The sequence below is a fragment of the Streptomyces sp. NRRL S-350 genome (assembly GCF_000719705.1).
Taxonomy (GTDB): Bacteria; Actinomycetota; Actinomycetes; order Streptomycetales; family Streptomycetaceae; genus Kitasatospora.
Map to the genome: position 1 here is coordinate 78003 of NZ_JOHO01000024.1, position 18125 is coordinate 96127.

The 18125-nt window shown below is 71.8% G+C and carries 16 protein-coding genes; 11 read left to right on the forward strand and 5 right to left on the reverse strand.

The features are described 5' to 3' along the window. The first annotated feature begins 66 nt into the window (after positions 1–66). The 4 genes from IF30_RS0122330 to IF30_RS0122345 all read left to right on the forward strand — a co-directional run bounded on the left by IF30_RS0122330 (position 67) and on the right by IF30_RS0122345 (position 3622). On the forward strand, positions 67–810 hold the full coding sequence (locus IF30_RS0122330; RefSeq protein WP_030241191.1) for a helix-turn-helix domain-containing protein: 744 nt from the start codon (positions 67–69) through the stop codon (positions 808–810). Between the two features lie 3 nt (positions 811–813). Next, positions 814–1284: an NUDIX domain-containing protein gene (locus IF30_RS0122335; RefSeq protein ID WP_030241193.1), complete on the forward strand. Its 471-nt coding sequence runs from the start codon at positions 814–816 to the stop codon at positions 1282–1284. Positions 1285–1507: 223 nt separating this feature from the next. After that, positions 1508–1753, forward strand: coding sequence for a hypothetical protein (locus IF30_RS0122340; RefSeq protein WP_030241196.1), 246 nt, complete (start codon positions 1508–1510; stop codon positions 1751–1753). Positions 1754–1801: 48 nt separating this feature from the next. Then, entirely contained in the window at positions 1802–3622 is a 1821-nt protein-coding gene (locus IF30_RS0122345; RefSeq protein WP_030241199.1) for an NHL domain-containing thioredoxin family protein, read from the forward strand. A gap of 76 nt (positions 3623–3698) precedes the next feature. On the opposite strand, the gene IF30_RS0122350 is transcribed toward IF30_RS0122345, so the two are convergent. Together IF30_RS0122350 and IF30_RS0122355 are read right to left on the reverse strand one after the other, a co-directional pair. Then, on the reverse strand, positions 3699–5006 hold the full coding sequence (locus IF30_RS0122350) for a M18 family aminopeptidase (protein WP_030241202.1): 1308 nt from the start codon (positions 5004–5006) through the stop codon (positions 3699–3701). 344 nt (positions 5007–5350) lie between these two features. Next, complete coding sequence (locus IF30_RS0122355) at positions 5351–7180, reverse strand: acyl-CoA dehydrogenase (protein ID WP_030241205.1); 1830 nt, start codon at positions 7178–7180, stop codon at positions 5351–5353. A 213-nt stretch (positions 7181–7393) separates the two neighbouring features. Between IF30_RS0122355 and IF30_RS0122360 the strand changes: the two genes are divergently transcribed. After that, positions 7394–7897, forward strand: coding sequence for an SseB family protein (locus IF30_RS0122360; RefSeq protein WP_030241208.1), 504 nt, complete (start codon positions 7394–7396; stop codon positions 7895–7897). 128 nt (positions 7898–8025) lie between these two features. Then, positions 8026–8985 carry a pirin family protein gene (locus tag IF30_RS0122365; protein WP_030241210.1) on the forward strand — a complete coding sequence of 320 codons (960 nt, stop codon included), beginning with the start codon at positions 8026–8028 and terminating at the stop codon, positions 8983–8985. Positions 8986–9105: 120 nt separating this feature from the next. Here the strand turns inward: IF30_RS0122365 and IF30_RS0122370 are convergent, their stop codons facing one another. The 3 genes from IF30_RS0122370 to IF30_RS0122380 all read right to left on the reverse strand — a co-directional run bounded on the left by IF30_RS0122370 (position 9106) and on the right by IF30_RS0122380 (position 11106). Continuing rightward, complete coding sequence (locus IF30_RS0122370) at positions 9106–9570, reverse strand: hypothetical protein (RefSeq protein ID WP_037900809.1); 465 nt, start codon at positions 9568–9570, stop codon at positions 9106–9108. A gap of 16 nt (positions 9571–9586) precedes the next feature. Next, on the reverse strand, positions 9587–9871 hold the full coding sequence (locus IF30_RS0122375; protein ID WP_063752737.1) for a hypothetical protein: 285 nt from the start codon (positions 9869–9871) through the stop codon (positions 9587–9589). A 236-nt stretch (positions 9872–10107) separates the two neighbouring features. Continuing rightward, complete coding sequence (locus tag IF30_RS0122380) at positions 10108–11106, reverse strand: helix-turn-helix transcriptional regulator (RefSeq protein ID WP_030241219.1); 999 nt, start codon at positions 11104–11106, stop codon at positions 10108–10110. 312 nt (positions 11107–11418) lie between these two features. Between IF30_RS0122380 and IF30_RS0122390 the strand changes: the two genes are divergently transcribed. The 5 genes from IF30_RS0122390 to IF30_RS0122410 form a co-directional block, all read left to right on the forward strand. Further along, entirely contained in the window at positions 11419–11667 is a 249-nt protein-coding gene (locus IF30_RS0122390; RefSeq protein WP_030241225.1) for a hypothetical protein, read from the forward strand. Positions 11668–11841: 174 nt separating this feature from the next. Continuing rightward, positions 11842–12069, forward strand: a complete 228-nt coding sequence (locus IF30_RS0122395; RefSeq protein WP_158835364.1) for a hypothetical protein — start codon at positions 11842–11844, stop codon at positions 12067–12069. A 642-nt stretch (positions 12070–12711) separates the two neighbouring features. Next, positions 12712–13143, forward strand: coding sequence for a helix-turn-helix domain-containing protein (locus IF30_RS0122400; RefSeq protein WP_234322797.1), 432 nt, complete (start codon positions 12712–12714; stop codon positions 13141–13143). A 203-nt stretch (positions 13144–13346) separates the two neighbouring features. Continuing rightward, complete coding sequence (locus tag IF30_RS0122405; RefSeq protein ID WP_051710820.1) at positions 13347–14354, forward strand: asparagine synthetase A; 1008 nt, start codon at positions 13347–13349, stop codon at positions 14352–14354. A 396-nt stretch (positions 14355–14750) separates the two neighbouring features. Further along, positions 14751–18125, forward strand: a 3375-nt coding sequence (locus IF30_RS0122410) for a non-ribosomal peptide synthetase (protein ID WP_234322800.1), incomplete at its 3' end; no start/stop codon positions are given.

Here is an 18125-nt window from a genome sequence, read left to right on the forward strand (position 1 = left end):
TCAGAACGTCCCTCAGGCGGTACAACGTCCCTACAAGAGTCCGGACTTTGCGGGGAGACACGCGAGATGCCGAACGAGAGACTGAAAGCCGTTATGGCGTCGGGTGGTTGGACGTGTGCCGCCCTGGCGGACAAGGCCGGCGTCGACACCAAGTCGGTCGAGCGCTGGGCTAATCAGAATCGGAGGCCCCGGTTAGGGACGGCCCGTGTGGCTGCCGAAGCGCTGGGAGAAGACATGTTCGCACTGTGGCCAAGTCTGCGGCAGCCACGCGCTGCCAGGGCGATAAGCGCCGAACTGGTGGCGCTCTATGAGCAGCGTGCCGACCTACCGGTGTCCGTCATCGTGGACTTGCTGGAGACGGCCACCGAGCGTGTCGATGTGCTCGTCTACGCCGCTGTCTTCCTCCACGAGGCGTACCCACGGCTCAACGATCTGCTCCGGGAGCGTGCCGCCGAGGGCTGTACGGTCCGAATCGCCATCGGCGACCCCGAAAGCGAGAACGTGCGGCAGCGCGGGGAGGAGGAGAAGTTCGGCCATGGCATCGAGTCCCGGTGCAGGCTCGCCCTCATGCATTACCGGCCGCTCATCGGCACGCCCGGCATCGAGGTTCGCACCCACGGCACCACGCTCTACAACAGCCTCTACCGGGCCGACGATCAGTTGTTGGTGAACGCCCACGTGTGGGGCGTGAACGCCTACGGAGCGCCGGTCTGGCACCTTCGACGGACAGGTGCGGGAACGCTCTTCGACACCTACGCTTCGAGCTTCGATGCAGTGTGGAGCACCGCCCGACCGGTCGAGGAGAGCTGATCCATGGCACGGACCGAGTACTACGACGATCCCGACGCCCCCAAGCCCAATCGACTGGTGGTCGCCGCCTCCGCCGTCGTGACGGACGAGGCCGGGCGCATCCTGCTCCAGCGGCGGGTCGACAACGGCCTGTACGCCCTGCCCGGCGGAACGATGGACCTCGGCGAGTCACTACCGGACACGGCCGTGCGGGAGGTCTTCGAGGAGACTGGCCTGGAAGTCGAGATCACTGGCCTGGTCGGCACCTACACCGACCCGCGTCACGTCATCGCCTACTCGGACGGCGAGGTACGGCAGCAGTTCAACGTCTGCTTCACCGCCCGGGTGACGGGCGGCACGCTGCGCATCTCCGACGAGTCCACCGACCTTCGCTTCGTCCTCCCCGAGGAGGTCGCCGACCTGCCGATGCACCACACCCAGCACCTGCGGCTCCGGCACTTCCTGGAGCAGCGGATTTCCCCCTACCTCGGTTAGGCCCAGCACAAGACGTCGAGCAACTCTTGACCGGCCGCTGTCATTCCCGTGACAGGCGGTCGGGCTCAGGATCGCCCGTGATCGGCTCTCGACTCTCGCAGCCAGGAAACCAGCAGCATTTCTGCCCCGGGGCTTGGAAAGATCCTGGCGTAGGACACGGCTACTCGCTGTGAGCCGGTCAACGGCCCTTCGGTGCCATGCCTTCATGACGCGAGGAGATGCCATGTTCGAGTACGCCGCCGGGCTATGGCCTGAGGTAGCCGCGCAGTGGACCGCGCTGGTCGAAGAGTGCCGTCCTGTGCTCGCGAGCGAGGGCATGGACGCGGTGCAGGCCGTACTGGTGGAGCGTGGGACGAGCATCGTTCCGGCGGTCGCCATCACGAAGGCTCTGCTCGGGTGGGAGGACACCCCGCTACTGGTCGCCCGCGAGATCGTGGAGACCAGCGCCGCCCGCATGCCGGTCCACTGAACCGAGACGCCCGGAATGCGGACATCCCCGGTGGGGTTTGATTGGGGCATGGCTTCTCGTGCACGTGTCCGCGCCCCTGAACTGGTCGGCGCCGGTGGATGGCTCAACACCGGCGGCAAGAATCTGACCCTCGCCGACCTCCGAGGTCGCATTTTGGTACTGGACTTCTGGACCTTCTGCTGCATCAACTGCCTGCACGTCCTGGACGAGCTGCGGGAGTTGGAGGAGAAGCACCGCGACACCGTGGTGATCGTCGGGGTGCACTCGCCGAAGTTCGTGCACGAGGCCGACCACCAGGCCGTGGTGGACGCCGTCGCGCGGTACGAGGTGCACCACCCGGTGCTGGACGATCCGGAGCTGGCCACCTGGAAGCAGTACGCCGTACGGGCCTGGCCGACGCTGGTGGTGATCGACCCGGAGGGGTACGTGGTCGCCCAGCACGCCGGTGAGGGCCATGCGCACGCGATCGCGCGGCTGGTCGAGGAGCTGGAGGCCGAGCACGCGGCGAAGGGCACGCTGCGGCGGGGTGACGGGCCGTACGTGGCGCCGGAGCCGACGGCGGGGGACCTCAAGTTCCCGGGCAAGGCGGTCCGGCTGCCGGACGGCCACTTCCTGGTCGCCGACTCCGGCCACCACTCGCTGGTCGAGCTGGCCGAGGACGGCGAGACGGTGGTGCGTCGGATCGGTGACGGGCAGCGCGGCCTGGTGGACGGCACCAGCCCGCGGTTCAGCGAGCCGCAGGGCCTCGCGCTGCTGCCCGAGGGCCACCCGTACGACTACGACGTGGTCGTCGCCGACACCGTCAACCACGCCCTGCGCGGCCTGCGGCTGGCCGACGGCAGCGTCACCACGCTGGCCGGCACCGGCCGCCAGTGGTGGCAGGGTTCGGCCACCGAGGGCCCGGCCCGCGAGGTGGACCTCTCGTCGCCGTGGGACGTCGCCTGGTTCGACGGCCGGGTGTGGATCGCCATGGCGGGCGTGCACCAGCTGTGGGCGTACGACCCGGCGGCGGGCACGGTCGGGGTCGCGGCCGGCACCACCAACGAGGGCCTGGTGGACGGGCCGGTGGCCGAGGCGTGGTTCGCCCAGCCGTCCGGCCTCGCGGTCTCGGCGGACGGCGGGAGGCTCTGGGTCGCCGACTCCGAGACCTCCGCGCTGCGCTTGGTTTCACGTGAAACAGGCACGGTGGAAACGGCCGTCGGCACCGGCCTGTTCGACTTCGGCCACCGCGACGGCGCCGCCGACCAGGCTCTGCTCCAGCACCCGCTGGGCGTCACCGTGCTGCCGGACGGCTCGGTGGCCGTCAGCGACACCTACAACCACGCGCTGCGCCGGTACGACCCGGCGACCGGCGAGGTCAGCACGCTGGCCACCGACCTGCGCGAGCCCTCCGGCGCGGTGCTGGTGGACGGCGACATCGTGGTCGTCGAGTCCGCCCGGCACAAGCTGACCAGGCTGCGCCTGCCGGAGGAGGCGGTTCGGGTCGAGTCGGTGGCGCACCGCACCCAGCGCGCGGCCACCGAGGTCGCACCCGGCGCCTTCCGGCTGGACGTGGTCTTCTCCGCGCCGAGCGGCCAGAAGCTGGACGAGCGCTACGGCCCGTCCACCCGCCTGCTGGTCAGCTCGACGCCGCCCGAGCTGCTGGTCTCCGGCGCCGGCGCGGACAGCGACCTCTCCCGCGAGCTGGTGCTGTCGGAGGACGTCGCCGAGGGCGTGCTGCACGTCTCGGCGATGGCGGCCTCCTGTGACGACGACCCGAAGATCGAGTACCCGGCGTGCCACGTGCACCAGCAGGACTGGGGTGTGCCGGTGAAGCTGGTCGCCGACGGCGCCCGCCGCCTCCCGCTGGTCCTGGCCGGCCTGGAGTAGCCCGGCTCCCGACGACGGCAGGGCCCGGCGGAGGACGTCTCCGCCGGGCTCTGCCGTGTCGGGGGGACCCCCGGGGCTAGGCCTCCAGGAAGGCCTTGATGGCGCTCGCCAGCAGGTACGGGTCCTCCGCGCCGCACAGCTCGCGCGCCGAGTGCATGGACAGCGCCGCGATGCCGCAGTCCACCGTCTTGATGCCCAGCCGCGCCGCCGTGATCGGGCCGATCGTCGTGCCGCAGGGCATCGCGTTGTTGGAGACGAAGGTCTGCCACGGCACGCCGGCCCGCTCGCAGGCGGCCGCGAACACCGCCCGGCCGACGCCGTCGGTCGCGTAGCGGTTGTTGACGTTGACCTTGAGGATCGGTCCGCCGTTCGGCATCGGGTGGTGGCCCGGCTCGTGCCGCTCGGCGTAGTTGGGGTGGACGGCGTGGCCCATGTCCGAGGAGAGGCAGACGGTGCCGGCGAGGGCCCGGGCGCGGTCCTCCGGAGTGCCGCCGCGCGAGTGGACGGAACGGTCCAGGACGTTGCCGAGCAGCGGGCTCTGCGCGCCGGTGTCGGACTCGCTGCCGGTCTCCTCGTGGTCGAAGGCGGCCAGCACCGGGATGTACGGCAGTGCGGCGGCGCCGGAGGCGGAGGCGACGGCGGCGAGCGCGGCGGTGGCCGCGTGCACCGAGAGCAGGTTGTCCAGGCGCGGCCCGGCCAGCAGTTCGCGGTCGCGGCCGAGGTAGGAGGCGGGCTGCACGTCGTGCGTCATGAGGTCCCAGCCGAACACGTCGGCCGCGTCCAGGCCGGCCCGCTGGGCGACGTAGGAGATCAGGCCGCCCTCGTCGACCGGGCCGAGGCCCCAGATCGGCGTGAGGTGGCGCTGCTTGTCGAGCTTCATGCCCTCGTTGACCTGGCGGTCCAGGTGGATGGCGAGCTGCGGCACCCGCAGCAGCGGCTCGTCCAGCTGGACCAGGCGGGCGGTGCCGTCCTTGAGCGCGAGCCTGCCGGAGATGCCGAGGTCACGGTCGAGCCAGGTGTTCAGCGGGACGCCGCCGTAGATCTCCACGGCGACCTGCCGCCAGCCGGCCGAGCCGGTGTCGGGCAGCGGCTTGACCCGCAGGTTGGGCGAGTCGGTGTGGGTGCCGACGATCCGGAACGGGGTCTCGGGGCCCGCCCCCTCCGGCAGGTACCAGGCGATCAGGGCCCCGCCGCGGATCAGGTAGCGGCCGCCTGCCGAGCCGTCCCAGGCGTCCGTCTCGGCGACCTGCCGGAAGCCCGCCTTCTCCAGCCGCTCCGCGGCGCTCGCGACCGCGTGGTACGGGGACGGCGAGGTGCCGAGGTACGCGATCAGATCGTCGCTGTGCGTCCGGTCGAAGAATGCCTGGCGGGCGGCGGTCGACATGCTGCTCCTGGGTTGAGGGAGGGCCGAAGCCGGATGGGGAGCGGCTTCGCACGTTGAGCATATGCCCGTACACAGACAGGGCACTCGGAACCTCTCGCGCCGGGCGGAGCCGTCAACGACCCGTACCGGGCTGCGTACTTCCGCGGCATCGTCCCTGCTCGCGCCGGGTCGGGCGGGCGGCGCCGCCGGTCCGGGCGCGGGGCGCCGACAGGCCGGGCGCGGGGCGGTGGGGGCTCTGGGGCGGCGCGGGGCTGTCGGGGGACGCCCGGGCACGCCGAAGGGCCCGGTGGCAGCCGGGCCCTTCGGTGTGAGGGTGTGTCAGGCGGTCGGAAGGGTGCGGGGCCTTAGAAGGCCTCCTCCGCCAGCTCCATGATCTCGTTGTCGATGCCCTCGGCGATCACGCGCTGGGGGGCGACGGTCGGCAGGATGTTCTTGGCGAAGAAGCGGGCCGCCGCGACCTTGCCCTGGTAGAAGGGGACGTCCTTCTCGGAGGCGCCGGCCTCCAGCTTGGCCAGGGCCACCGCGGCCTGGCGCAGCAGCAGCCAGCCGACCACCACGTCGCCGGAGACCATCAGCAGGCGGGTGGTGTTGAGGCCCACCTTGTACATGTTCTTGACGTCCTGCTCGACCGAGGAGAGGTCGGCCAGCAGCTTGCCGATGATGGCTTCCAGGTCGCCGGCGGCCTTGGCGAGCAGTTCGCGCTCGGCGGCCAGGGCGTCGCCGCCCGCGGCGGAGGCGAGGAACTTCTGGATCTGCTCGGACAGCGCGGTCAGCGCCTGGCCGCCGTCCTTGACGATCTTGCGGAAGAAGAAGTCCTGGCCCTGGATCGCGGTGGTGCCCTCGTACAGGGTGTCGATCTTGGCGTCGCGGATGTACTGCTCGATCGGGTACTCCTGCAGGTAGCCGGAGCCACCGAAGGTCTGCAGGGACTGGGCGAGCTGCTCGTAGGACTTCTCGGAGCCGTAGCCCTTGACGATCGGCAGGAGCAGGTCGTTCAGGCGCTCGGCGGCCTCGTCGCGCTCGCCGCGCAGCTTCGCCGCCAGCATGTCGTCCTGGGTGGACGCGGTGAACAGGACCAGCGCGCGCATGCCCTCGGCGTAGGCCTTCTGGGTCAGCAGCGAGCGGCGCACGTCGGGGTGGTGGGTGATGGTGACGCGCGGGGCGGTCTTGTCCAGGAACTGCGAGATGTCGGCGCCCTGCACGCGCTCCTTGGCGTACTCCAGCGCGTTCAGGTAGCCGGTGGAGAGGGTGGCGATGGCCTTCGTGCCGACCATCATGCGGGCGAACTCGATGATCTTGAACATCTGGCGGATGCCGTCGACCTTCTCGCCCAGCAGCCAGCCCTTGGCCGGGTGCTTGGCGCCGAAGGTCATCTCGCAGGTGTTCGAGGCCTTGAGGCCCATCTTGTGCTCGACGTTGGTGGCGTAGACGCCGTTGCGCTCGCCCAGCTCGCCGGTCTCCCAGTCGAAGTCGAACTTGGGGACGATGAACAGGCCCAGGCCCTTGGTGCCCGGCTTACCGCCCTCGGGGCGGGCCAGCACCATGTGGATGATGTTCTCGGACATGTCGTGCTCGCCCGAGGTGATGAAGCGCTTCACACCCTCGATGTGCCAGGAGCCGTCCTCCTGCTTGATCGCCTTGGTGCGGCCGGCGCCCACGTCGGAGCCCGCGTCGGGCTCGGTGAGGACCATGGTGGAGCCCCAGAGGCGGTCGGTCATCCGCTTGGCGACCGCCAGCTGCTCCTCGGTGCCCTCCTCGGCGATGACGCCGGCGAAGGCCGGGCCGGAGGAGTACATCCAGATGGCCGGGTTCGAGCCCAGGATCTGCTCGGCGAAGGCCCAGATCAGGGAGTTCGGGGTGACCTGGCCGCCGATCGACTCCGGGATGCCCAGGCGCCACCACTCGGCGTCCATGAAGGTCTGGTAGCTCTTCTTGAAGGTGGCCGGGATCGGCGCGGTGTTGGTCTCCGGGTCGAAGACCGGCGGGTTGCGGTCGGCGTCGACGAAGGACGCGGCGAGGTCGTTCTCGGCGAGGCGCGCGATCTCGCTCAGGATGTTCTTCGCGGTCTCGACGTCCATGTCCGCGAACGGTCCGGTGCCGTAGACCTGCTCGCGGCCGAACACCTCGAAGAGGTTGAACTCCACGTCACGCAGGTTGGACTTGTAGTGACCCATGGCCGTTTTCTCCGGTTCGTCGCTTCCGGGAGACCGCCGCGTTCCGGCGTCCCGTACCCACCAGTAGGCATCATGATGCTACCCAGCGGTAACTTGGGCAAGCCCTCTGCGGTGAATCCGCTATGAACGTGGTCACGTCCCACAGCCCGGACGGCCACTCCTTGTCAGGATCGACGCCAGCGCGAGCGGGTGCGCTCCCGCTAACCTGTCCGTGTGTACGGATATGACCAGAACGCATACCCGGGCGACCCCTACCAGCAGCAGGCGGGACCGCAGCCGGGCATGAACGGCATGCCCGGAGCCGACGCCTACGGCGCACAGTCCCAGGCGAGCCAGCAGTCGCTCTACCCGGAACCCTCCCCGCCCTCGCTGGCGGACGCCGTCCGGGCCTTCACCACCGGCTCGATGGCGGTCGAGGACTTCCAGGCGATCTTCATCACCTCGAAGGTGCACTGCCCGCGCGGCGAGCGCCCCGGCTTCCTCGCGCTGCACAACACCCCGACGCCGGTGATCCCGATGTTCAGCTCGCTGAAGGAGCTGCGCCGCTACGCCGGCAAGGACTCCAAGCACTTCACCGTCAGCGGCGCGGAGGTCCTGGACCTGCTGCCGACCGGCTACGGCTTCGCGCTGGACATGGAGGGCGAGCACCGGATGGTGTTCGACGCCAAGGCCGTCGAGCAGATGGTCGACTTCACGATGCGCCGGATGTACGGCTAGGCGGTCCCGGCGCGAAGAGGGGCCCGCGCCCCTCCGTCCCCTCATAGTTCAATTTTCAACTTGCTTGTTGTTGAGTATTGAACTAATCTCGTGGACGTAGGCCGCAGAAACCCCCGAAGGAGGCCGACATGCCCGCCGTGACCGTCGACAACCCGCTGACCCTCCCGCGCGTCACCACCCCGGACGCCGCCGTCGCGAACGCGCGACCGGTCCTCGCCGTGGCCACCGCCCCCGAGGGCTACGAAGGCGAGGGCTTCCCCGTCCGCCGCGCCTTCGCCAAGATCAACCAGAAGTTCCTGGACCCGTTCATCATGATGGACCAGATGGGCGAGGTGGACTACGCGGCCGGCGAGCCCAAGGGCACCCCCTGGCACCCGCACCGCGGCTTCGAGACCGTCACGTACATCATCGACGGCACGTTCGTTCACCGTGACTCGCACGGCGGCGGCGGCGTCATCACCGACGGCGACACCCAGTGGATGACCGCCGGCTCCGGCCTCCTCCACATCGAGACCCCGCCCGAGTCCCTGGTGATGTCCGGCGGCCTGTTCCACGGCCTCCAGCTGTGGGTCAACCTGCCCGCCTCCGACAAGATGATCACCCCGAAGTACCAGGACATCCGCGGCGGCAACGTCAAGCTCCTCGCCTCGGCCGACGGCGGCGGCCTCATCCGGGTCATCGCGGGTGAGGTCGACGGCCACCAGGGCCCCGGCGCCACCCACACCCCCATCACGATGATCCACGTGTCCGTGAACCCCGGCGCCCAGGTCACCCTGCCCTGGCGCCCGGACTTCAACGCCCTCGCCTACGGCCTCGCCGGCAGCGGCTCGGCCGGCGCGGAGCGGCGTCCGTTCCACATGGGCCAGGCCGTGGTCTTCGGCGACGGCGACACCCTCACCATCCGCGCCGACGACAAGCAGGACTCGCGCTCGGCCAACTTCGAGGTCGTCCTCCTCGGCGGCCTCCCGATCCGCGAACCCGTCGCCCACTACGGCCCGTTCGTGATGAACAGCCACCGCGAACTCCAGCAGGCCATGGAGGACTTCCAGGCCGGTCGGCTCGGCACCGTCCCCGCCGACGGCCACTGAGGGCTCCGGGGCCGGAACGGCGGAGCGGCCGCAGGCCTTGACCTGCGGCCGCTCCGCCGTTTCGCCGTTCCGCGTTTCGGCCGTTCCGCCGCTCGGCGGGTGGCGGCCTCGACGTGCCGGTCAGCTCGCCGCCGCGATCCAGGCCTCCAACTGCTCGGGCGTGGTGGACGGATCGGCCACCAGCTCCGACAGTTCGTCGTCCTGGTAGTGCGTGGTGGAGACGGCCGGGCAGTGGTGGCAGGCGTCCACGCCGCGCTGGCGCCACCACTGGCACTGGGTCCGCAGGTGGCACCGGGGAACCGCGCGTGCCTCGCCCTTCGTCGGGAGGGCCAGCACCCGGTCGACCAGGGTGCAGTCGGTGCCCGAGCGGTTGATGCAGTCCGAGACGCAGTGCGACGCGAACCGCAGCACCCGGGTCGGGGAGATCCCCTCCGGGACGGCTCCGAGCACGTCGCCCGCCGGCACCGGCTCGGCCAGGTAGGCCACCTGGCCGTCCGTACCGGAACGCACTCCGAGGACGACGGCCTCGGGCGCGTGCGCGTCGCCGCTCGGGCACCAGGAGGGGGTGGACTCGTCGGTTCCCACGGTGCTCACCTCCGGGTCAGCAGGCGGGGAGCTCGGACCCGGCCCCCGCGGTCTCCTGGGCGACCCGCCCGACGCTGTTGGAACTCAGCAGGGCGGCCCTCCCGACACTGTCGGAACTCAGCTGCCCGTTCTGGGTCTGCTCGATCGCGATCGCCTGCTGCAGGCTCTCGTGCAGCTGCTGGATCGAGGTGATGCGCTCGGCCTTGGCCGGGGCGGCGCTCGCCGGGGCGGCTCCGGCGACGGCGAGGCCGGCCGCGATGAGCGCGGCCGCCCCGGTGGCGGTGAGTCGGGTGTGCTTCATGAAGCCTCTCCTGGGTCGGATGGGTCGAACGACCGGACTTCGGGCGCAGGCCACAGGAGCAGGCGCCCTGGCCTCGGCCGGCCGCCACTCTAGGAAGAACCGGGCGGCGGGGAGCGGCAGTTGGCGGCGGCAGTTGGGGCCTGCCGGTGCCCGGCGCCGCGGTGGCCGGCGCTGCGGTGCCCGGCGCTTCGGTGGCCCACTGGGCCGTCCCGCCGCCACCCCGCCACCCTGCGGGCTCACTCCTCGCCGGTCAGCCAGCCCCTGGCCACCGCCCGGGTGCCCGCCTGGAAGCGGCTGCGGGCACCGAGCAGTTCCATCAGGTCGGCGGCGATCCGGCGGGCGGTGCGCGGCGAGACGCCCAGGCGCTTGGCCACCGCCTCGTCGGTCAGCCCCTGGCCGAGCATCCGCAGGGCCTCGGCCTCCTGCGAGGTCAGGCCGCGCCCGTCGCGGTCGCGGGAGGCCGAGCCGAGCGGGACGCCCTGGTCCCAGATCGAGTCGAAGAGCGCGCAGAGTGCGGTCAGCGTGCCGTTGCCGGTCAGCACCAGCGCGCCGGCGGCGCTGTTCTCGCCGTCGGTGGGCACGATCGCCACGCTCCGGTCCATGATCATCAGTCGGATCGGCAGCGACGGCGCCGTCCGGACCTCACCACCCAGCCCCGACAGCCACTTCGCGTACGCCACCGTGGCCGGGCTGTTGCGCACGCTGTCCAGGTAGAGGGTCCGCATCCGTACGCCGCGGCCCAGCAGTTCCTCGTCCTGCGGCTTGGCGGCGTCCATGCTGGCCGCGCTCTGGGCGCCGCCGGGCGCGAGCGTCATCACCTCGCTCTGCACCGCCTGCACCAACACCCGGATGCGGTCGCGGATCTCGGCGATGCCGTCCAGCCGCTCGATGTCCGGCACACTGTGCCGCGGCCGGTGCGCCGCCAGGTCGGCGGCCAACTGGACGGCGGCCACCCGCAGTTGCTCGACCCGCTGCTGCTCGGCGGCCAGCCGCTCCTGCTGGCGGGCGATCAGCGCCTGGAGACCGAGCTCCGGATCGACCGCGCGGTAGACCCGCTGCTCGTCGAAGGACGGGCGGATCAGGGCCAGCGCACCGAGCTTGTCCAGTACCGCCCGCAAGTCGTTCTCGGCCATCCCGACGAGGGTGCAGAGCTCCCCCAGCCCGGCGTCCGGATTCGCGAGCAGTGCCCGGTAGACGCTCGTGCAGGTGTCATCCAGACCCAGTGCGTCCAGCACGAAAACAACCCCCTTGCGTCACGCTTTCACCACGAGCCCGCATCAAAACACGCCGAACAGGCCTTCGGTAAAGACCATCCTTCTCGAACCGGGGCCTATTGGCCTGGGGCTGGGCGACACTGGCCGGTTTATGACCCTGCATACAGCGGCCTCGGGCTCGGCTTGTCCCTGCTCGGCCCCGATGCGCAAGCTCGACTGGTGCATCTTGTCCACGCGCGAGTCCGACTCGCCGCAGAGCCCACCGAGCCACAGCAGTTGACGGAGGCCCTCCTCCGCCACGCCAGTCCGCGAACGGGGGTCGAACACCTCTGCGTGCACCTCCTGGAGGCCGGATCACTGACGGTCAGCCTCTACGTCATGGCTCCGTCGCTGGTCGCCGCCGAGCACGTCGCGCGCGCTGTCACCCAGAGCGCGTTGGCACACGAACCCGTCTTCCGGCAGGCCCTCCTCCTGGGCTGCTCGGGCGCCCTGGTCGCCGAGTACTACGACCGGCTGCTCGAACTCCCCGGTCACGGTGGACGGACTATGCGACTGCCGGTTCAGGACACCGACCAGAGCTAGCGAGAAGCGCCGGGGCACGGGAATCTGGTGTCACCGGCCAGGGAGCAGCCCCCGCAGGACTGGGGGCCCGGGCCGGTGACCGGGGGCCCGAGCAGCACCCCGGGCACCGCCCGGAAGCACCACCGCACGCGCTCCCGACCCTCCGATCCGCCCACCACCGAGAAGAGGACCGTCGTGTTCAGCCGCCTGTCGCTCGCCACGTCCGCCGCCGTGCTCACCCTGGTCGCCGCCCCGCTCCTGGGCCTCGCCGCCACCACCCCCGCGGACGCCGACAGCCACACCGGAACCCACGCCGGCACCCGCACCGCGGCCGCCGCCGCGACCGACACGACCAGCCAGCCGCAGACCCCGGCGCCCGCGCCGACCCCGACCACCGACCCCAAGACCACCGGCTGGGACTGATCGCGGGTCCTTTGCCCCGTCCTTACCCGGCGCCCCGTCCGGCCCCGTCCCCGCCGGACTCCCGGCCCCACCGGCCGCCCCCGGTTCCGAGTCCGACGACCGATCCGGAACGTCGGCTACCACATCACGAACGGGAAGTCGTAGGCATGAACCGGCCAAGTGCCGATACGAACGCCGCTTCCCGACAGTCGACGGCGGCTCCCGCCGGTCCCACCAGTCACACCGGCCGCACGCGTCACTGAGTTCACACGCCGCCCCCGCCGTCCACGCCGCCCACACCGCTCGCGGCGGCCACGCGACACCCACCGGTCGCCCCGTCCCCGCGATTCCACCGCAACCGGTCCGCGACAACCCGGCCCGCGACAACCCGGGCGGCGCCGGCCCCGACCGGCCTCGCCCCGCGGGCGTCGCGGGCCCGCCCGCACGCCGCTCCGGACCCGGCGGCCGGCGCCCGCACCCCGCCGACACCCGCCCACCCGCGCACCCGCGCACCCGCGCACCCGCGGCACGACGGCGTGCCCGCACGCGGCACCCGCACGCGGCGCCCCGCACCCCGGACGAACCCCGCGGACCGATCGCCCGACACCGCCAGACACCTCGTACCAGCCATCCTGTGGAGGGGCAGTGCACACGCCGCACAAGGTGAACAGATTCGGATCCCTTCTCCAGCTCTACCGGGCCGAAGAGGGGATGACGCAGCAACAACTCGCCGACTTCTCCGCGATGAGCGTCCGCGCCATCCGCGACCTGGAGCGCGGCCGGGCCGAACGGCCCCGACGGGACACCGTACGGATGCTCGCCGACGCCCTCCGGCTCAAGGCCGACCGGCGCGAAGCCTTCGAACGGGCCGCCCGGCCGTGCCCCGACATCGACCGGTCCGAACTGATGGATCTGCAGCTGGTGCCCAGGGAATCCGAGTACGAGTACGCGACCATGCTCCTCGAATCGCTCTCCACCGACTCCGGGGACGGCGACTGGGCGGACGCCCTCAACGACATGGCCAAGCAGAACTGGCGGCTGGTCACCGTCGACCGGGGCGTCGCCTTCCTGGAACGCCGGCTCGACCAGGCCTGAGCCCGGGCCCGAACCGGCCCGGGACCAGGCACGGATCCGCACCCGAGCCAGGTACGGATCCGTCCCCGAACCGGCGGGAATCCGCCGGCGAAACGGCCCGGAAAGCTGCCGCCCGCAACTGCCGCCCAACCGGAATTCCAGCGCCTACATTCATTCCAGCAGGAATTCCACAAAGAAGCCCACAAAGAAGCGAGGGCCGCGGCATGTCCGAGCACGCTCTGCAGGAATCACCGATCGAGGCGGCGGAGCGGCCGCTTCCCGGAACTCCCCGGGAACACCTCTCCTCCGAAACCACCCGCACCGTCCTGCGAATTCAGCACCGCATGCTGATGGCGATCCGCCGCCATCTCGACGAGGCCGGATTCACCGAGTTGCACGCGCCGGTGATCGGCCCGGTGACCGACCCGGGCTGCCGCGGCGCCAAGCAGGTGGACATCGACTACTACGGTCGCCGCTACAAGCTCATGACCAGCGCGATCCTCTACAAGCAGGCCGCGCTGCACGCCTTCGACAAGATCTTCTGCATCGCCCCCAACATCCGCCTGGAGCCGCCGGAGACCGCGAACACCAGCCGGCACCTCGCCGAGTTCCACCAGATCGACATCGAGGTGGCGGGATACACCCGCGAGCAGATCATGGGCGTCGCCCAGGGCATCGTGGTCGCCGCGGTCCGCGAGATCGTCACCACCATGCCGGGCGAGCTGAAGGAGCTCGGCCGGGACGTCGAGGCCTTCACCGACCTGCTGGAGAACCCGTTCGACGTCATCACCCACACCGACGCGATCGAGCGGGTCGACGGCGACCCGCACGCCGAGATCGACTGGGCGGCCGAGGCGCGGATCTCCCGCGAGGCCACCCGCCCGTTCTTCGTCACCGACTACCCCAAGGGCTCGCGCGGCTTCTACGACCGCGAGAACCGCGAGCAGCCCGGCCTGCTGCGCAACTTCGACCTGCTGGCCCCCGAGGGCTTCGGCGAGCTGGCCAGCGGCAGCGAGCGGGAGTTCGAGTACGCCCGCATCGTGACCCGCATGCGGGAGACCGGCGAGAACCCGGCGAAGTACGGCTGGTACCTGGACATGGTCCGGGAGGGGATTCCGGGCAGCGCCGGATTCGGCATCGGGTTCGAGCGGCTGACCCGGTACATCACCGGCGTCCAGTATGTCTGGCAGGCCAGCGCCTACCCCAAGGTCCCCGGCGTCCACTCGGCCTGAGCCGAATCACCGGGCCCGATCACCGGGCCGGCCTGATCACCGGGCCGAGGAATGCCGGGCCCGGTAGATTTCCCGGAGCGGCGTATTTCCCGGATCTGGGAATTGCCCGGACCTGGGAATTGCCGTGACCGGTGAGTCGCCCGGACCGAGAACAATGCGGCCCGGAAGAGTGGTCGGGACGATGCGGGGCGCGGAATTGCGGGCCGGGACGTTCCCGGCCCGTCCCCGCGCCCGGCGGGCCGGGCTTGCGCGCGGCCGCGCCGGGGTTCCCTGATTCCCCTGGTTCCCCTGGCCCCCCGAGCCCAGGCCCCCTGAATTCCCAGCCCTGAATCCCCAAGCCCCCAATATTCCCCCCGATTCCCCTGAGACAGCAGCAGAGAAGGCGGAGTGAGCGAGATGTCGGCCGATCGTGACGAGCAGCAGTGGTGGCAGGAGCGGCTCGCCGGACGCACCGAGCAGACCGGGCCGCTGCTGCCCGTCACCGGGGCGGATGGTGAACCGTCCTCCGTGGTGGGGCAGTTGACCGACGGCTCGGTGACGGGCCTGCGCGAGCTGGCCGACCGGGCCGGGACGGGACTGGAGGCGGTGCTGGTCGCGCTCACGGCGGCCTTCCTCGGCCGGGTCCACCCGGAGTCCGACCAGCTCGTCGGCATCCCGGCGCCCGGTCACCGGGCGCTGCCCGTCCGGCTCGACCCGGCGCCCGGCACCGCCCTGCCGGACCTGGTCGGATCGGCGGCCGTCGCCCTCGCCGAGGCGCTGGCCCATCGTGGCGTCCCGGCCGAGGAGTTGGCCGCGCTGCTGCCCGGCCGCCGGACCGGCTACGGGGTGGCCGGCCCGCTGGTGGTCCTCGGCGAACCGCCCGCGGAGGGCGGCGCCGAGGGCCTGGTCGTCGCCCTGGACCCGGCCACCGGCCGGCTCACCCTGCAGGCCGGCCCCGGCAGCGTCTCCGCGGCCGAGCTCGCCCTCCTGCACCGCTCGCTGTCCGCCTTCCTGGAGTCCGCCGGAGAGGGCGGCGCCAACCGCAACACCGACGAACTCGAACTGCTCGACGCTGGGTCGCGTCACACCGTGCTCAGCGAGTGGAACGACACCGCCGCGCCGACGGACGGCCGCGCGGAGAACGTCGTGGCGGCCTTCGCCCGCCAGGTGCGCCGCGCCCCCGAGGCGGTGGCGCTGCGCACCGACGACGGCCCGGTCGGCTACGCCGAGCTCGACCGCCGCGCCAACCGGCTCGCCCACCGGCTGCTCGGCCTGGGCGTCGGCCCGGAGACCGCCGTCGCGGTGCTGATGGAGCGCTCCGCCGACCTGGTCGTCGCGCTGCTGGCCGTCCTCAAGGCCGGTGGCGCGTACGTCCCGCTGCACGCCACCTACCCCGAGGCCCGGATGCGCTCGGTCATCGAGCAGACCGGCGCGCCCGTCCTGCTCACCGACCGCGCCACCACCCCCGGCGATGCCCTCGCGGGCCTGGTCCGCACCCTCGTCGTCGACGCCGACCCCGGGCTCGCGCAGTGCCCCGACACCGCGCCCGTGACACCGCCCGTCGAACCCGGCCGCCTGGCCTACGTGATGTTCACCTCCGGCTCCACCGGCGCCCCCAAGGGGGTGGCCGTCAGCCACCGCGACATCCTCGCCCTCACCGCCGACCGCCACTGGGACGGCGCCGCCCAGGACCGGGTGCTGGTGCACTCCTCGCACGCCTTCGACGCGGCGACGTACGAACTCTGGGTGCCGCTGCTCTCCGGCCGGCAGGCCGTGCTCGCCCCGGCCGGACAGCTGGACGCGCCGCTGCTGCGCCGGCTGGCCGACGAGCACGGCATCGGCAGCGCCTTCCTCACCACGGCGCTGTTCAACCTGATCGCCGAGGAGGACCCGACGGCCTTCCGCACCCTGCGCCAGGTGTGGAGCGGCGGCGAGGCCTGCTCGCCCGAGGCCATCCAGCGCGTCCTCGACCTGTGCCCGGACACCGAGTTCGTCCACGTCTACGGCCCGACCGAGACCACCACCTTCGCGACCTGCCTGCCGCTGCGCGCCCCGCACCGGGTCGGCGCCACCGTGCCGATCGGCCGGCCCATGGACAACATGCGTGCCTACGTCCTGGACGACGCGCTGCGCCCCGTCCCGCCGGCCGTCACCGGCGAGCTGTACCTGGGCGGCGACGGCCTCGCCCGCGGCTACGTCGCCCGTCCCGGGCTGACCGCGGAACGCTTCGTGGCCAGCCCCTTCGAGCCCGGAGCCCGGCTGTACCGCACCGGGGACCTGGTGCGGTGGCTGCCGGACGGCACCCTGGAGTTCGTCGGCCGCGCCGACCACCAGGTGAAGATCCGCGGCTTCCGCATCGAGCTCGGCGAGATCGCCGCCGCCCTGGCCGGCTTCCCCGGCGTCGGCCTGCACACCGTCGTCGTCCGGGAGGACCGGCCCGGCGACAAGCGGCTGGTCGGGTACGTCGTCCCCGCCGACGGAGCCGCCGTCGACACCGCCGAACTGCGCGCGCACACCGCCGAACTGCTGCCCGAGTACATGGTCCCGTCCGCCTTCGTGGTGCTCGACGCGCTCCCGCTCAACTCCAACGGCAAGGTCGACCGCGCCGCCCTGCCCGCCCCGGCCGCCGAGCCGACCACCTCACTGCGCGGCCCGCGCACCGCGGAGGAGGAGGTCCTGTGCGCCCTGTTCGCCCAGCTGGTGGGCCGGGATCGGGTCGGCATCGACCAGAACTTCTTCGACCTGGGCGGCAGCTCGCTGCTCGGCATGAAGCTGGTCAGCCGGATCCGGGCCGCCCTGGGCGCCGAGGTGCCGTTCGCGGTCTTCTTCCGCGACCCGACCGTGGCCGGCCTCGCCGCCGCGCTGCGGGACGGCGGCGAACAGCGTCCGGCGCTCACCGCCGCGGCCGTACGGCCCGAGCCGCTGCCGCTGTCGTACGCGCAGCAGCGCCTCTGGTTCCTGCGGGAGTGGGAGCAGGGCGGGGCGACGTACAACATCCCGCTCGCGCTGCGCCTGCGCGGCCGGATGGACGAGGACGCCCTGCGCGCGGCACTGCGCGACGTGACCGACCGTCACGAGGCGCTGCGCACAAGGTATCCGGCGATGGCGGGTGAGCCGCGCCAGGAGATCGCGCCGAGTGGCGGGATCCCCCTGGTGACGGCATCCGTGACCGAGGAGGAGCTGGATGACCGGGTCACCAGGGCCGCCGCCCACACCTTCGACCTCGCCACCGACATCCCGTTCCGGGCCGAGCTGTTGAGGATCGGCGAGGACGACCACGTCCTGGTACTGGTGCTGCACCACATCGCCGGTGACGGCTGGTCCATGGCACCGCTCGCCCGCGACCTCTCCACCGCCTACGCCGCCCGCACCGCCGGCTGTGCGCCCGACTGGGAACCGCTGCCCGTCCAGTACGCCGACTACACGCTCTGGCAGCGCGAACTCCTCGGCGGGGAGGACGAGACCGACGGCCTGGCCGCCCGGCAGCTCGCCTACTGGTCGGACCAACTGTCCGGCATGCCCGAGGAATTGGCCCTGCCGCTGGATCGGCAGCGGCCGGCCGTCGCCTCCCACCAGGGTGAGGTCGTCACGGCACTCACCGGCCCGGAACTGAACGACGGGCTGACCGCCCTGGCCCGGGAGAGCGGCACGACCCTGTTCATGGTCCTGCACGCGGCGGTGGCCACCCTGCTGTCCCGCCTCGGCGCCGGCACCGACATCCCCCTCGGCACCGCCATCGCCGGCCGCACCGACGAGGCCCTGGACGACCTGGTCGGCTTCTTCGTCAACACC

Bases quoted from the DNA above. Each gene is read 5' to 3' on its own strand.
- IF30_RS0122345 (WP_030241199.1), top strand. From the start codon at position 1,802: ATGGCTTCTCGTGCACGTGTCCGCGCCCCTGAACTGGTCGGCGCCGGT.
- IF30_RS0122405 (WP_051710820.1), top strand. From the start codon at position 13,347: ATGTCCGAGCACGCTCTGCAGGAATCACCGATCGAGGCGGCGGAGCGG.
- IF30_RS0122335 (WP_030241193.1), top strand. From the start codon at position 814: ATGGCACGGACCGAGTACTACGACGATCCCGACGCCCCCAAGCCCAAT.
- IF30_RS0122340 (WP_030241196.1), top strand. From the start codon at position 1,508: ATGTTCGAGTACGCCGCCGGGCTATGGCCTGAGGTAGCCGCGCAGTGG.
- IF30_RS0122350 (WP_030241202.1), bottom strand. From the start codon at position 5,006: ATGTCGACCGCCGCCCGCCAGGCATTCTTCGACCGGACGCACAGCGAC.
- IF30_RS0122355 (WP_030241205.1), bottom strand. From the start codon at position 7,180: ATGGGTCACTACAAGTCCAACCTGCGTGACGTGGAGTTCAACCTCTTC.
- IF30_RS0122365 (WP_030241210.1), top strand. From the start codon at position 8,026: ATGCCCGCCGTGACCGTCGACAACCCGCTGACCCTCCCGCGCGTCACC.
- IF30_RS0122375 (WP_063752737.1), bottom strand. From the start codon at position 9,871: ATGAAGCACACCCGACTCACCGCCACCGGGGCGGCCGCGCTCATCGCG.
- IF30_RS0122330 (WP_030241191.1), top strand. From the start codon at position 67: ATGCCGAACGAGAGACTGAAAGCCGTTATGGCGTCGGGTGGTTGGACG.